Here is a 13,908-nt window from a genome sequence, read left to right on the forward strand (position 1 = left end):
TGCCAAAGGTTGTTTTGTTGCCCATTTCAAATCCCTGGCCTTGAAAACCCACAACCCACAACAGCGTGCCGAATTGGCCGAAAAGTGGCTGAAACAAAACACGCCCAGTTGTACCCAAGTGCAACTGTCTTCGATGCAAGCCAACAGCCCCAATTGGCTGGGCACCGCTTTGACCCATGACATCTCATCCATCCTGGAAGGTGCGATTGAAGCCAGCATTGCGGGCAACCCTGAGTTGATGGGGCGTCTTTACGAATCGGTTGGCAAAGAAGGCCAAAGCGGCAGCGTCACGATGACCGACCCCGTGGCCAGAGCCCCCGTGGTTCAGCCCATGGTCAACAATGGCGTGATCGCAGGCAGCGCGAACTACGGCACGATGTCGGGCAACACCAACGTGAACCCAACCACGAACAACCTGAGCAACACCAACAGCAACTCCAATACCGCGGCCAGCAGCACCGTCAACGATTCTCCCAACACGACGGTCGTTCAGGGCGCAGCCGCCACCGCGGCTGCTACTGGCAGACCTTCGGCGCCGCGCTGAGTGCCAAAGCCCACGCGGGTCACAACCTGGCCCTGATCCCCATCCCTGCCGTGGTCTGAGCACAAGCGAGGGCGGTCAAAGACAGAGCGCCGCCTCAGTCGTAAACAATCTGCGCCAGGCCTTGATCGGCCTGCGCCATCCAACTGGCCAAGGCGGCGTCGGTCGGGAAGAATTTGGCGGTATCGCCCAGCGCCAGCTCGGCGCGGGCGGCCAGTTGGTCCTTGCTGCGCTCCAGCACCAAGCGCACAGGCAGCCCGCGTACCAAGTCACCGTGCTCGGTCTGCTCGCGTTGCGCGGGGAACTCTTTGACGATGCGGGCGATGTCTGGCGCACGGCCATTCACCGCGACACGCAGGTACTTGCCGAAGCGGCAACGGGCCGCAGCCAGGTCCATGATCTGCTCGATCTTGAGACGGAAACCGCCTGAAAAACGGTCGGCCTGCATCTTGGCCGTGACGATGATGAGCTCGTCGTCTTTGAGCAAATGTTTGGCCGAATTGATCAGCGCTTCGTCGGCCGTGGCTTCCAACATGCCCGATTTGTCGTCCAACTTGAAAATGGCCACCTTGCCCCGCTGGCCGTTGATGATGCGCAAGTCGCTCACGATGCCCGCCAAGACCATGGACTCGCGGCTGTCGATCAGGTCGTCGATTTTGCGGCGGGCAAACTGGCGCACTTCCCGCTCGACCGCGTCGAACAAATGCCCGGACAGGAAAAATCCCACTGCGGTTTTCTCGAGCAGCAAGCGCTCTTTGATGCCCCAGGGCATGACCTCGACCAACTCGGGCTCTTGGGTGCTCGAGCCGTGGGAGTCGTCGCCCAGCATGTCGAACAAACCCCCTTGGTTGACGTTGGCGGTGGTGGCCGCAGAAAACTCAAACGCCCGGTCGATGCTGGCCGACAAAGCGGCGCGGTTCATGTGCAAGGAGTCAAAAGCCCCGGCCTTGATGAGCGCGTCCACCGTGCGTTTGTTGATTCGGGTGCGGTCCACTCGCACGGCGAAATCAAACAGGCTGGTGAAGGGTCCGCCCTGTTCGCGGGCCGCCACGATGGCATCAATGGCCTGCTGACCCGTGCCCTTGATGGCGCCCAGACCATAACGAATGATCTTGTCGGTCACTGGCTCAAAGCGGTGTGTACCCCGGTTCACGTCGGGCGGGTCAAAGCGGATGCCGAATTTGAGCGCGTCTTCGTGCAGCACCTTGAGCTTGTCGGTGTCGTCCATTTCCACCGTCATGTTGGCGCAGAAGAACTCGGCGGTGTAGTGCACCTTGAGCCAACCCGTGTGGTAGGCCAGCAGCGAGTAAGCGGCGGCGTGTGACTTGTTGAAGCCATAGCCCGCAAATTTTTCCATCAGGTCAAAGACCTCGTCGGCCTTGTCCTGCGGGATGTTGTGTGTGGCCAAAGCGCCCGCGCGGAATTTTTCGCGGTGCTCAGCCATTTCTTCGGCTTTTTTCTTGCCCATGGCGCGGCGCAGCAAGTCGGCGCCGCCCAGCGAGTAACCGCCCAGAATCTGCGCGGTCTGCATCACCTGCTCTTGGTAAACCATGATGCCGTAGGTTTCGCTCAGCATCTGCGCCACCGCCGGGTGCGGGTACTCCACCGGCTCGCGTCCGTGCTTGCGGGCCACAAAGCTGGGGATCAGATCCATGGGGCCCGGACGGTACAAGGCGTTGAGCGCAATCAGATCTTCAAGGCGGCTGGGCCGCGCATCGCGCAGCATGCCTTGCATGCCGCGGCTTTCAAACTGGAACACGGCCTCGGTTTTACCGTCCGAGAACAATTTATAAGTTGGCGCGTCGTCGAGCGGGATGTTTTCAAAGGCGAAGTTTTCCTGGCCTTTGTGGCGCTTGATGATGAACTCGCGGGCGATCTCCAAAATGGTGAGTGTGGCCAAGCCCAAGAAGTCGAACTTCACCAAACCGGCCGCTTCCACGTCGTCCTTGTCGTACTGGCTCACCGCCGATTCGCTGCCGGGCTGCTGGTAGAGCGGGCAAAAGTCGGTGAGCTTGCCCGGCGCGATCAGCACACCCCCAGCGTGCATGCCCACGTTGCGGGTCATGCCTTCCAGTTTTTGCGCCAACTCGATCAGCGTCTTCACATCCTCTTCGCGCTCGATGCGTTCGGCCAAAATGGGCTCCATGGCGATCGCGTAGTTGTTTTTATCGCCTTCTTTGGGCGTAGCAGGCGGATACTGCAGCGTGACCGACATGCCAGGCTTATTGGGAATGAGCTTGCTGATGCCGTCGCAAAAGGTGTAGCTCATGTCAAGCACACGGCCCACATCGCGAATGGCCGCACGCGCGGCCATGGTGCCAAAGGTCACGATCTGACTGACCGCTTCGCGCCCGTATTTTTGCTTCACATACTCGATCACACGATCGCGGTTGGTCTGGCAAAAATCGATGTCGAAGTCGGGCATCGACACCCGCTCGGGGTTCAAAAAACGCTCGAACAGCAAGTTGTATTGCAAGGGGTCCAGGTCGGTGATCTTGAGGGCGTAGGCCACGAGCGAGCCCGCACCCGAACCCCGGCCAGGCCCCACCGGGCAGCCATTGTTCTTGGCCCATTGGATGAAGTCGCCCACGATGAGGAAGTAACCCGGAAAGCCCATCTTCAAGATGGTGTTCAACTCGAACTCCAGCCGGTCCACATAGCGTTGGCGTTCGGCCTCGCGCTTGGCCGCATCGGGGTACAGGTGGACCAAACGCTCTTTCAGGCCTTCGTGCGAGACATGGCGGAAATACTCGTCCACCGACATGACCACACCAGCAACCGGTGGAATCGGGAAATTGGGCAGCTGCGGCTTGCCCAGGACCAAGGTCAGGTTGCAGCGCTTGGCGATTTCCAAGGTGTTGGCAATGGCACTGGGCACATCGGCGAACAAGGCGGACATTTGCGCCGCCGATTTGAAATACTGCTCCCGGGTGAAGCGCCGCACCCGTCGCGGGTTGGCCAAAATTTCGCCTTCGGACACACAGACCCGGGCCTCATGCGCCTCGTAATCTTCAGGGCTGTGAAATTGCACCGGGTGGGTGGCCACCACCGGCAAACCCAAACGAGCGGCCAGCGCCACGGCGCCCGCCACCTGTGGCTCGTCTTCAGGACGACCCGCGCGTTGCAACTCCAGATAAAAACGGTGTGGAAAGATCGAACCCAACTGCAGCGCCACGTCGGCGGCCTTGTCGGTATCGCCTTGCACGATGGCCTGGCCCACAGGACCGGCTTGCGCACCCGAGAGCAAAATCAAACCATCAGACAGTTCCTTGAGCCAGGCCAGCTTGACCACGGCCACGCCCTTGACGATGTTTTGCGTCCAGGCACGGGCCAGCAGCTCGCACAGGTTCAGGTACCCGGTGTGGTTTTGCACCAAGAGCACCACCCGGCTGGTGACCCCAACGTCGCCCCCCAGGCCTTCGAGGTGGATTTCGGCCCCAATGATCGGCTTGACCCCTTTGCCACGACCTTCCTTGTAGAACTTGACGGTGCCAAACAGGTTGCTCAGGTCGGTGATGGCCAGCGCAGGCTGGGCGTCCTTGGCCGCGATCTTGACCACATCGTCGATGCGGCAAGTGGCGTCAACGACGGAAAATTCGGTGTGAAGGCGCAGGTGAACAAACATAGCCTGCCATTGTAGAAGGTGGCCCTGCGGCAAAAGGTGTGCGTTTCAGTCGCGCAAGACCTGCAGCACCTCAGATCTGAATTCGCGCCCATAAAGAATCAACACCACCAAGGCGGTGGCCAAGACCAGCGCCAGCGGTGAAAAAAACCAGGCCATGGCCGCAAAAGAAAAGTAATAGGCCCGCAAACCATCGTTGAAAGTCTCGGCGGCGGCACTGACCAAATTGCCCGCCCGCTGGGCGTAGTGTTGGCGATCTGACTCACCACTGGCAAAAGATTCTGGCGGCGGCATGCCACCAATGATCAGGGCGACAAATGTGTATTGCCGCATCGACCAAGAAAACCGGAAAAAGGCGTACACAAAAATGCCCACCAGCACCAAAATTTTCAGCTCAAACACCAACAAGGGTGTGGGCTGGGCAAAGGGAATTTCGCCCACCAACTCGGCTGCTTTGTTGGTGGTGCCCAGCAAAGCAAACAGACCACCGATGATGATGATGCTGGTTGATGAAAAAAACGCCGGGGTTTGAGAGAGGTTCTGGGTGATCAGGCCATCGAGCATGCGCGGATCTCGCGCCGTGGTTTGAAGCATCCACTTCTGACGGTACTGGTTGGTGGTGGCGATCAGACTTTGGTCGCGCTTGCCGCGAATGCGGGCAAACCATGCGTAACCCACCCACAAAGCAAAAAAAGAAAACAGTGCCAGCCAATCGGCCCAGGGCAGCATGGAGATGATTTTCATGTCGCCATCCTAGCAAGTGAGGAGGGCTATCGGTCACCCCATGACCGTTTCCCATTAAAAAAGCCGGTGCGATCGCCATCGCACCGGCTTTTTCAGTCTCACAGAAGCCGATCAGCCGCGCAGCTTGGCTGCCACAGCAGCAACACGCTCGCCGTAGGCTTTGGCGGTGTCCAAATCGCCCTGGGGGATGTCTTCGGCGGGGCTGGTCGGGCCCACTTGCGCCATCACGCCGGAGTTGGAGCCGATGCGGTTGATGGTGCCATCGTTCATGGCGGGCTGACCCACCCAAATCATGCCTTGCTGCTGGGACAAGGTGATGAAGTACTGGATGGTCGACAGTTTGTCGCCGCTGGGGCTGGCCGAGATGGTGAAGCCGCCAGCCACTTTGTCTTTCCAAGCGCTGGTGAACCAACGCTTGGAGGTGGCGTCTGCAAATTTTTTGAACTGCCACGAAGCCATGCCCATGTAAGTGGGCGAACCGAAGATGATCGCGTCGGCCGCGTCCAGGGCTGCCCAATCGGCGTCGGTGATGTTGCCATCGGCGTCAATGGCGATCACTTGCGCGTTGGCGCCTTGGGCCACAAATTGGGCCACACGTTGGGTATGGCCGTAGCCGGAATGGTAGACAACAATGGTTTTAGCCATGAGAAAACTCCTTCTATAAAAAGACAGTGGGAAAAAAATTCAAGCGGCCAGATCGAACACCAGGACTTCGGCGTCCTGGCCATCGCTCAAGGCCAACGAAGACTCGGCTTGCAGCATCGCCGCGTCGCCCGCCATCAGTGCTTGTCCATTGACCTGCAGCGCACCGCGCACCAAAAAAACATAGGCTTTGCGGGACGGGTTCAAGGGCAGGACGGCCTTTTCAGAACCATGGAACAGGCCTGAGTACATGCGGGCATCGGCGTGGATTTCAACCGTGTGCGCGGCCGCATGGGCGTCCGATGCAGGCGCAGCCACCAAAGCCAGTTGCCCACGCTTGGCGCTCTCGGGCACCGACTTTTGCTCGTAACTGGGGGGGATGCCCCTCACATTGGGTTCAATCCAAATTTGCAAAAAGTGGGTTGGCTCGCCTTGGGCATGGTTGAACTCGCTGTGTTGCACGCCTGTGCCTGCACTCATGCGCTGAACATCACCAGGTGGAATGCCCTTGACGTTGCCCATGCTGTCTTGGTGGGCCAAATTGCCCGACAGCACGTAGCTGATGATTTCCATGTCCCGGTGGCCATGCGTTCCAAAACCGGTACCGGGGTCGATGCGGTCTTCGTTGATGACGCGCAGGTTGCCAAAACCCATGTGGGCCGGGTCAAAGTAGTTGGCAAAAGAAAAGCTGTGATACGACTTGAGCCAGCCGTGGTCGGCGTAGCCACGTTCCTTGGATTTGCGCAGGGTGAGCATGGTTTTGTTCCTCGTGTGTGTTTGAGCTTCTTCTTGGACTTCTTATTGGGCTTCTTTACAGCCCTCCAAAGATGACTGAACTTTAGCGACCGTCATGCCCAGAAGCGTTGCGGCTGTTTGGTGGCATCATTCAAAATATTTCAACGATGTAACAACAATCATGCAAACCCCACGCGACTGGCTGACCCCTGAAGCCTTGAAGATGCTGCAAACCATTGGCCAACATGGCAGCTTTGCCGCGGCCGCCCGCGCCCTCAACCTGGTGCCCAGTGCCCTGACCTATCGGGTGCGCCAAATCGAAGACGCGCTGGATGTGCTGCTGTTCGACCGCAGTGCCCGCCAAGCCGTGCCCACAGCCGCAGGTCGCGAATTGCTGCGCGAAGCCAGCCGTTTGCTGGACGACATGGACGCCGTAGCCAACCGCGTGCGCCGTGTCGCCACAGGGTGGGAGGCGGTGTTCACCGTGGCGGTCGACAGCATCGTCTCGCGCAGCGTGGTCATGGATTTGTGTGCCAGTTTCCTGGCGCTGGGTGCGCCCACACGCTTGCGGCTGCGCTACGAAACACTGTCGGGCACCTTGGCCGCGCTCACCTCGGGACAGGCTGACCTGGCCCTGGGTGTGGTGCTGGAGCCGGGTCTGAAAACCGACATCCGGCACGCGGTGCTGGGCGAGATTGCTTTTGTGTTTGCGGTGGCCCCGCACCACCTGCTGGCCCAAGCCCCCGAGCCGCTGGGGGACGCCGCCCTGCAACAGCACCGCGCCGTGGCTGTGGCCGACTCGGTCAGCCGAGGCACGGGCTTGACGATTGGGCTGCAAGGCGGGCAAGACGTGTTCACCGTGCCCGACATGCCCAGCAAACTCGAAGCCCAATTGCGCGGTCTGGGCGGCGGTTTTTTGCCCGAAACGCTGGCGCGTCCCTACATCGACTCTGGCCAACTGGTGGCCAAGCAAGTTCACACCCCCCGCAGCAACACCTGCCACCTGGCCTGGCGCGACACCCCACAAACGCCCGCCGGACAAGCCCTGCGCTGGTGGCTAGGTCAGTTGGAGCGGCCCGCCACACGCGAGGCCTTATTGCGCCCTGTGCACCGGGTGTGAAAACAGCCTCACCCAACAGACATCGGGGATAACCCACCCATGCCGTTCCAAAGCCCTTTTCTCAGCTAAAGTGAACCCATGAACACACCACACATCGCCATCATCGGTGTCGGCATGGCCGGCGTCACCTGCGCACGCACCTTGCGTCAAGCCGGACACAACGTCACCCTGTTTGAAAAAAGCCGAGGCCTGGGCGGGCGCATGTCCACCCGCGCCAGCGTGTTTGGCAGTTTTGACCATGGCGCCCAGTACTTCACCGTGCGTGACCCGCGCTTTGAGCTGGCCTTGGCCACCGCCCCCGGCGTGTGCAAACCCTGGAGCGCCAACGCCGTGCGTGTGCTCGACCCCAATGGCCGCGTGATCGAAGCTGGTCTGCCCGGCGGCGAGCGCCACTGGGTGGCCACACCCGGCATGAATGGCCTGGTCAAAGCCTGGGCCACACCCTTGGTGGAAGACGGTAATGTGCAACTGCAAACCCGCGTGACACACATCTCACCCGACCCGCTCATGAAAAACGGCTGGCAACTGCACACCGAAAGCGACGACGGTGGTCAGCACATCTACGCGGGTTTTGACAAAGTCATCCTGGCCATTCCGCCCGCCCAAGCACAGGCCCTGCTGGAAGCCTCAGGACAAAGCGCCTTGGCCGAACCACTGAAAGCGGTGCGGGTCGACCCCTGCTGGACTTTGATGCTGGCCTACCCACAGGCCGTGCAACCCGGCTTGATCACCATCGGACCGCAGTGGAACGCCGCCCGCAGCACACACCACCGCATCGCCTGGATGGCGCGTGAATCGTCCAAACCCGGGCGCGAGCGCATCGAACGCTGGACCGTGCAGGCCAGTGCCCCCTGGTCGGCCGAGCACGTCAACGATTCGCCCGATCGCGTCAAAGGCAAACTCATCAAGGCCTTTGCCGAAATCACCGGCATCCGTGTCACGCCGGACCACGCCGAGGTGCACCGCTGGTTGTATGCCAAAACCGCCAAGCCTTTGGGCCAAAGCTTCATGTGGTCCAAAGCCCAAGGCATCGGCCTGTGCGGCGACTGGTGCCTGGGCCACCGGGTGGAAGACGCTTTTGTTTCGGGCCTGGAGCTGGCCTTGGCGGTGCTGCAAAAGCGCTGATCACCCCCCGTGAAGCGGCATGGCTGAGGTTTACACAGGCCGGTTTGCGCCTTCGCCAACCGGCCTTTTGCATGCCGGCTCGCTGGTCGCAGCGCTGGCCAGTTGGCTGGACGCCCGCGACCATGGCGGCCGCTGGCTCGTGCGCATGGAAGACGTGGACACCCCCCGCTGCGTGCCCGGTGCGGACCAGGCCATCTTGCATCAACTGGCGCGCTGTGGGCTCACGCCCGATGGCCCTGTGTTGTGGCAAAGCCAGCGTGGCGCCGCGTATGAACAAGCCCTGCAACACCTGGTGCACCAAGGCTGGGCCTACCCCTGCGGCTGCTCGCGCAAAGACATTGAATCGGCCCAAACCGTGGCTCGGCACCGAGCCGCCGTCTACCCCGGCACCTGCCGAGAGGGCCTCCAGGGCAAACCCGCACGCGCCTGGCGGCTGAATGTGCAGGCCGTACAAAAAGATTTGGGTCTGCCTGCGGTCACACCATGGCACGACCGCCGCTTGGGGCCACAACAACAAAACGTGGCCGAAGAAGTGGGTGACTTTGTGCTGCGCCGCGCAGACGGTCTGTGGGCCTACCAGTTGGCGGTGGTGGTGGACGATGCCGAGCAAGGCATCACCCATGTGGTTCGGGGCCAGGACCTGGCCGACAACACGGCGCGGCAAATGGTGCTGCAACGCGCCTTAGGCCTGCCCACCCCCCAATACCTGCACACGCCCTTGGTGCTGGGGGCAGATGGCGACAAACTCAGCAAACAGAACGGGGCCGGGGCGCTGGACCTGTCAGACCCTTGGGCTACCCTGGCGCAGGCAGCGCAGGTGCTCGGCTTGCCTGCCCAAGCTCCGCTGGACCAACTCCTGACGCAGGCACAGTCAGACTGGCGCCGCTTCTTTTTCTCGCGCACGGACTGAACCCATTGGGCGCAGGGCCATCGGCACGCGCCGGCGAAAAAGCGTGGCAACTGACTTCTTTGGCGTTCATAAGTACAAAAATTGCCAGGACCTCCACAGGTAAAATCAAAACCTTTGCTGCCAAGGGCAGTCCATGAAGCGAGCGCTTGGCGCCCGTTGCCACAAGAGCCTTCGGCTCTGCTTGTCCGATTCAACACCCAGACACACCCATGACGCGAGCCCAGCCGCGTGCCAGCGTTTACAGCGCCAGCCTGGTGCGTTTTCTGACCGAAAACGCCATGCTCAGCCCTGCCCGGCCGACAGAACAGGTCGGACAAAAACTCGGCGACTGGTTGGATTTTCGTCAGGCCATTGCCCTGCACAGCGTGCTGAACCCTGAGCCTGCAAACGCGCCACATTCCAAGGCGCTGCCAGCCCCCGCATCACGCCAAAGCCTGATCGCCCCCGAGGCCTTGACCAGGCACTTCACCCACGTTCGTGCCCAGTTGGTCGAGTCCATCACCCAAGGCGCACCTGCGGGTTCGGGCCTGGCACGCATCGACATGCCCGCCCCGGTTTTGGACGAACCGCTGGACATCAAAACCGCCTTTGAGCCTTACCGCCGATTTGTGGCCGCACACCAGCGTCAAATGGAAAGCACCGTGCGCAGCTTGCGGTCCCGGTTGCGCCAGCAGCTCAGCCAGCGCGGCAGCGCAGCGCAGCAGCTGGCCGCACTCGATGCGGCTTTTGAAAACATCCTGGTCGAACGCGAAGCGGTGCTGCTGGCCAAAACTAGCAAGCTGCTCGAAAAACGCTTTGTGCAAGCACTCAAGCTGCACCTGCAAGAGCAGGCCAAAGCCGACCAAGAGGCCTTGGCCACCGAAGCCGCAGCACCTGCCGCCGAAGGTATCCATCGGCCGACTTCAAGCCTCAGCCCCCAGCCCAACCCCAACCCCTGGCTGATGCCTCTTCGCGAAACCCTTCGCCAGGCCTTGTTGGCCGAACTCGACACACGGCTGCAACCAGCCCTCGGTTTGCTCGAAGCCATCACCTCTGAAACCGAACAATAACAATGAAACGTTTTTCTTTTTCGATCGCATTTGGCCTGGGCGCCTTGGCCCTGATCTGGGTGGCCGCGGCCGTGGCCAGCAGCCACTTTTTGGTGCTGGTCATGACACTGCTCATTGGCGCGGTGTATGGCTTTGGTGCCTGGGAGTTGCGCCAATACCGTGCCACCACCACCGCACTCGACCAGGGCCTGACCCAAGTCCCCGCAGATCTGGTCCATCTGAGCGACTGGGTACTCACCCTGCCTTTGGCCTTGCAAAACCCGGTGCGCCAAAGGGTGCAAGGCGAGCGTGTGGCCTTGCCCGGCCCGGTGTTCACCCCTTACTTGGTGGGCCTGCTGGTCATGCTGGGCATGTTGGGCACTTTTTTGGGCATGGTGGTCACACTCAACGGCGCGGTTTTTGCGCTCGAGGGCACCAACACCCTTGCAGGTGTGCGGGCCGCGTTTTCTGAACCCATCAAAGGCCTAGGCCTGGCTTTTGGCACCTCGGTCGCAGGTGTGGCTTCTTCGGCCATGCTGGGCCTGATGAGCAGCCTGGCCCGGCGTGAACGCGCCCTGTCTTCGCAGCACCTGGACACCCTGGCCCACACCCAACTGCAGCGTTTTTCGCTCGCGCACCAGCGGCAAGAAAGCTACCTTGCCTTGCAGCAGCAAGCCCAGGCCCTGCCCCAAGTGCTGCAGCAACTGCAGGCCTTGATGGCACAAATGGCCAGCAACACCGAGTTGACCCACACCCAACTCTTGACCAGCCAGCACAGCTTTCAAGAAAAGGTGCAGCAAGAGGTGCACAAAGCCTACACGGGCCTGGCGCAATCGGTGGACCAGTCGCTGCGCACCAGCCTGAGTCAAAGCCTGCAACTGGCCACCGACAGCATTCGCCCGGTGGTGCAGGCCACCATGACCCAATTGACCGAACAGGCCAAAGCCCTGAACGACCGCCTACTGCACAACACCCAACTGCAACTGGGCGAGGTGCACACGCAGCTCACCGCCACCGCCACCACCCTGGCGCAAACCAGCGCCCAAACCCTGAGCCAGCACGAACAAACCAACCAGCGCATGAGCGAGCGCGTGGGCCAGACCCTGGAGGCCTTCAGCCAGAACTTCGAGCGCAGCGCCCAAGCCTTGGTCGTGCAAGTGGGCAGCGCACAAGCGGCCCAACACGCCCAACAAAGCAGCGCCGACCAGCAGCGCCTGGAGAGCTGGCAAACCGCGCTGAACAGCATGGCCGATGGGCTGCAGCAGCAGTGGCAAACCTCGGGCACGCAGACCCTGGCCCAGCAACAAGCCATTTGCGACACCCTGGCCCGCACGGCACAAGACATCAGCACCCACAGCCAAACCCAGGCCACCCAAACCCTGGCCGACATCACCCGCTTGTTGGCCAGCAGCGAAGCGCTGGTGCAAACCCGCATCGCCGCCGAAGCGCAGTGGACCGCCCAACACAGCCAGAGGGCCGAAGAACTCTCAGCGCTCCTGCGCCAGGAACTGACCGCCCTGCGCCAAGCGGAAGACGAGCGCGGCCAAGCTGCCGTGGCGCGACTGGCCGAGCTGCAAAGCACCGTCACGGCCCACCTCAGCACCTTGGGCACCGCCTTGGAGGCGCCCATCACCCGCCTGATCGAAACCGCCTCCGAAGCGCCCAAAGCCGCGGCCGAAGTCATTGGCCAGCTGCGTCAGGAAATCTCGGTCAGCGTGGCGCGTGACAACGCCTTGCTGGAAGAGCGCACCCGCATTCTGGGCACGCTCAGCACCTTGCTCGACGCGATCAACCACGCGTCCACCGAGCAGCGCGGTGTGATCGACGCACTGTTGGTGAGCAGTCAAGCATCGCTGATGCAGACCAGCGAGCAGTTCCAGCAACACGTCGCGAAAGAAACCGACAAATTGGGCGGCATCGCCGCGCAAGTCACCGCCAGCGCGGTGGATGTGGCGAGCCTCGGCGAGAGCCTGGGTTTTGCCGTGCGGGCCTTCGGCCAGACCAATGAACAACTCATGGCCCAATTGCAGCGCATCGAACAGGCTTTGGACAAATCGATGACGCGCAGCGACGAGCAACTGGCCTATTACGTGGCGCAAGCCCGCGAGATCATTGACCTGAGCATCGGCAGCCAAAAGGACGTGCTGGATGCCCTGCAGCGCCGCACCGACCTGGTCAGTGAGGGGGCCATCTGATGCCCGAGCAAGACGCCGACATCGAATCCACCTCGCCCACCTGGATCTCGTTTGCTGACCTGATGACCGGCTTGCTGGGCGCATTTGTGCTGCTGCTGGTGGGTGTGATGGCCGCGCAACTGGACATGGCCTCGCGGCTCGAAGACGAGGTGCAAAAGCGCCAGATCGAAGAACAAAAACGCCTCTCGCTCGAAAACGCCTTGGCCATTCCGCTGGCCAGTGGCCGGATCACCCTGAACAACGGCCGCATCGGCATCAGCGGCAAACTGCTGTTCAAGCTCAACTCGGACCAGCTCGAGCCCGAAGGTCGCCAACTGCTCAAAAGCCTGGTGCTGCCGCTGCGCAGCTACCTGCAAACGCGCGACGAGATGCTCATGGTCAGCGGCTTCACCGACGACCGGCAGATCACCAGCCGCAACCGGGAATTTGCGGACAACTGGGAACTCTCGGCCCAGCGGGCCCTCACCGTCACGCGCACCTTGATCGAAGAAGGCATGCCCGCGTCCATGCTGTTCGCCGCCGCTTTTGGCCAAGAACAAGCCCTGGTGCCCAACACCAGTGAACAAGCCCGCGCACAAAACCGCCGTGTGGAAATGGCCCCGGTGCCCAAAGCCAACAACACGGCCCGAACCGCGCCATGACCGAAACCCCACCCTGCCCTTCGGATGCGCTGGCGCTTTTACAACCGTCACAGGCCGCCGAAGCAGCCCAGCTGGATCCGGTGGGCTGGCACTACATCTTGGTGTTGGCCAAACGCACCCGCAACCAAACGGGCCCGGCCCAAGCGCTGCTGCAGGCCAAGCTGAACACCGCTGTCGCGCAGCTGCAGCTTCGGCTGGCAAAACCACAGACCCCGAGCACCCTGCCCTCCAGCCAGGCACCATCCCCTTTGTCGGCTTTGCTGCAGGACATGGCCGCGCCATCGGCCCAGCGCCCCTGGAGCCCAAGCGGCCATGGGCGCTTGGACAACCCGCGCGTGGAACAGTTTCGTCAGCAGCTGGGCAAGATCAGCGTTCAAAAACAAGTCACCCAAGCCATCGCCCAAGCCCCTCAAAACGCCGGGCCCATCAACTCCCACATGCTGGTGCTGCGCTCCCTGGGCCTGATGCGCGACCTCTCGCCCGACTACCTCAACCGCTTCATGGCTTATGTGGACACGCTCTTGATTTTGGATGCGCCACAGTCGGTCAAAGCCCAGCCCAAAAAGGCTGTGCCCGCGAGCAAGTCAGGGCACTGACTGGGTCCT

General features: G+C 61.5%; 12 protein-coding genes. 8 read left to right on the plus strand and 4 right to left on the minus strand.

Going from position 1 to position 13,908, the window contains the following annotated elements:
* Positions 1–40: 40 nt before the first annotated feature.
* Positions 41–544, plus strand: coding sequence for a hypothetical protein (locus L63ED372_RS07820; protein ID WP_156343574.1), 504 nt, complete (start codon positions 41–43; stop codon positions 542–544).
* A gap of 94 nt (positions 545–638) precedes the next feature.
* Here L63ED372_RS07820 and dnaE read toward each other — a convergent pair whose 3' ends face one another.
* The 4 genes from dnaE to L63ED372_RS07840 all read right to left on the minus strand — a co-directional run bounded on the left by dnaE (position 639) and on the right by L63ED372_RS07840 (position 6,305).
* Positions 639–4,166 (minus strand): DNA polymerase III subunit alpha, encoded by a 3,528-nt coding sequence (dnaE, locus tag L63ED372_RS07825; RefSeq protein ID WP_062405057.1) that lies wholly within the window; start codon positions 4,164–4,166, stop codon positions 639–641.
* A gap of 45 nt (positions 4,167–4,211) precedes the next feature.
* Positions 4,212–4,907 (minus strand): DUF599 domain-containing protein, encoded by a 696-nt coding sequence (locus L63ED372_RS07830; RefSeq protein WP_062405059.1) that lies wholly within the window; start codon positions 4,905–4,907, stop codon positions 4,212–4,214.
* A 111-nt stretch (positions 4,908–5,018) separates the two neighbouring features.
* Positions 5,019–5,552, minus strand: a complete 534-nt coding sequence (locus L63ED372_RS07835) for a flavodoxin family protein (protein WP_062405060.1) — start codon at positions 5,550–5,552, stop codon at positions 5,019–5,021.
* A gap of 39 nt (positions 5,553–5,591) precedes the next feature.
* The gene (locus L63ED372_RS07840; RefSeq protein ID WP_062405061.1) at positions 5,592–6,305 is read right to left on the minus strand and encodes a pirin family protein; all 714 of its coding nucleotides are present in this window, start codon (positions 6,303–6,305) and stop codon (positions 5,592–5,594) included.
* A 160-nt stretch (positions 6,306–6,465) separates the two neighbouring features.
* On the opposite strand from L63ED372_RS07840, the gene L63ED372_RS07845 reads away from it, so the two are divergent.
* From L63ED372_RS07845 to L63ED372_RS07875, 7 genes are all read left to right on the plus strand, one after another.
* Positions 6,466–7,404 (plus strand): LysR family transcriptional regulator, encoded by a 939-nt coding sequence (locus tag L63ED372_RS07845; protein ID WP_062405062.1) that lies wholly within the window; start codon positions 6,466–6,468, stop codon positions 7,402–7,404.
* 78 nt (positions 7,405–7,482) lie between these two features.
* Positions 7,483–8,529, plus strand: a complete 1,047-nt coding sequence (locus L63ED372_RS07850) for an NAD(P)/FAD-dependent oxidoreductase (protein WP_062405063.1) — start codon at positions 7,483–7,485, stop codon at positions 8,527–8,529.
* Positions 8,530–8,548: 19 nt separating this feature from the next.
* Entirely contained in the window at positions 8,549–9,439 is an 891-nt protein-coding gene (gene gluQRS / locus L63ED372_RS07855; protein ID WP_062405064.1) for a tRNA glutamyl-Q(34) synthetase GluQRS, read from the plus strand.
* Positions 9,440–9,648: 209 nt separating this feature from the next.
* The gene (locus tag L63ED372_RS07860; RefSeq protein ID WP_082431628.1) at positions 9,649–10,488 is read left to right on the plus strand and encodes a DUF3348 family protein; all 840 of its coding nucleotides are present in this window, start codon (positions 9,649–9,651) and stop codon (positions 10,486–10,488) included.
* A gap of 2 nt (positions 10,489–10,490) precedes the next feature.
* Entirely contained in the window at positions 10,491–12,662 is a 2,172-nt protein-coding gene (locus tag L63ED372_RS07865) for a DUF802 domain-containing protein (protein WP_062405065.1), read from the plus strand.
* Positions 12,662–13,303 carry an OmpA family protein gene (locus tag L63ED372_RS07870; protein WP_062405067.1) on the plus strand — a complete coding sequence of 214 codons (642 nt, stop codon included), beginning with the start codon at positions 12,662–12,664 and terminating at the stop codon, positions 13,301–13,303. Before L63ED372_RS07865 ends, L63ED372_RS07870 begins: the two co-directional genes overlap by 1 nt.
* Positions 13,300–13,899 (plus strand): DUF2894 domain-containing protein, encoded by a 600-nt coding sequence (locus L63ED372_RS07875; protein WP_062405070.1) that lies wholly within the window; start codon positions 13,300–13,302, stop codon positions 13,897–13,899. Before L63ED372_RS07870 ends, L63ED372_RS07875 begins: the two co-directional genes overlap by 4 nt.
* Positions 13,900–13,908 lie beyond the last annotated feature (9 nt).

The sequence above is a fragment of the Limnohabitans sp. 63ED37-2 genome, assembly GCF_001412535.1.
Taxonomy (GTDB): Bacteria; Pseudomonadota; Gammaproteobacteria; order Burkholderiales; family Burkholderiaceae_C; genus Limnohabitans_A.

Excerpts from the sequence above, each read along its gene's own strand:
- dnaE (WP_062405057.1), bottom strand. The coding sequence starts at position 4,166 with ATGTTTGTTCACCTGCGCCTTCACACCGAATTTTCCGTCGTTGACGCC.
- L63ED372_RS07830 (WP_062405059.1), bottom strand. The coding sequence starts at position 4,907 with ATGAAAATCATCTCCATGCTGCCCTGGGCCGATTGGCTGGCACTGTTT.
- L63ED372_RS07835 (WP_062405060.1), bottom strand. The coding sequence starts at position 5,552 with ATGGCTAAAACCATTGTTGTCTACCATTCCGGCTACGGCCATACCCAA.
- L63ED372_RS07840 (WP_062405061.1), bottom strand. The coding sequence starts at position 6,305 with ATGCTCACCCTGCGCAAATCCAAGGAACGTGGCTACGCCGACCACGGC.
- L63ED372_RS07845 (WP_062405062.1), top strand. The coding sequence starts at position 6,466 with ATGCAAACCCCACGCGACTGGCTGACCCCTGAAGCCTTGAAGATGCTG.
- L63ED372_RS07850 (WP_062405063.1), top strand. The coding sequence starts at position 7,483 with ATGAACACACCACACATCGCCATCATCGGTGTCGGCATGGCCGGCGTC.
- gluQRS (WP_062405064.1), top strand. The coding sequence starts at position 8,549 with ATGGCTGAGGTTTACACAGGCCGGTTTGCGCCTTCGCCAACCGGCCTT.
- L63ED372_RS07860 (WP_082431628.1), top strand. The coding sequence starts at position 9,649 with ATGACGCGAGCCCAGCCGCGTGCCAGCGTTTACAGCGCCAGCCTGGTG.
- L63ED372_RS07865 (WP_062405065.1), top strand. The coding sequence starts at position 10,491 with ATGAAACGTTTTTCTTTTTCGATCGCATTTGGCCTGGGCGCCTTGGCC.
- L63ED372_RS07870 (WP_062405067.1), top strand. The coding sequence starts at position 12,662 with ATGCCCGAGCAAGACGCCGACATCGAATCCACCTCGCCCACCTGGATC.
- L63ED372_RS07875 (WP_062405070.1), top strand. The coding sequence starts at position 13,300 with ATGACCGAAACCCCACCCTGCCCTTCGGATGCGCTGGCGCTTTTACAA.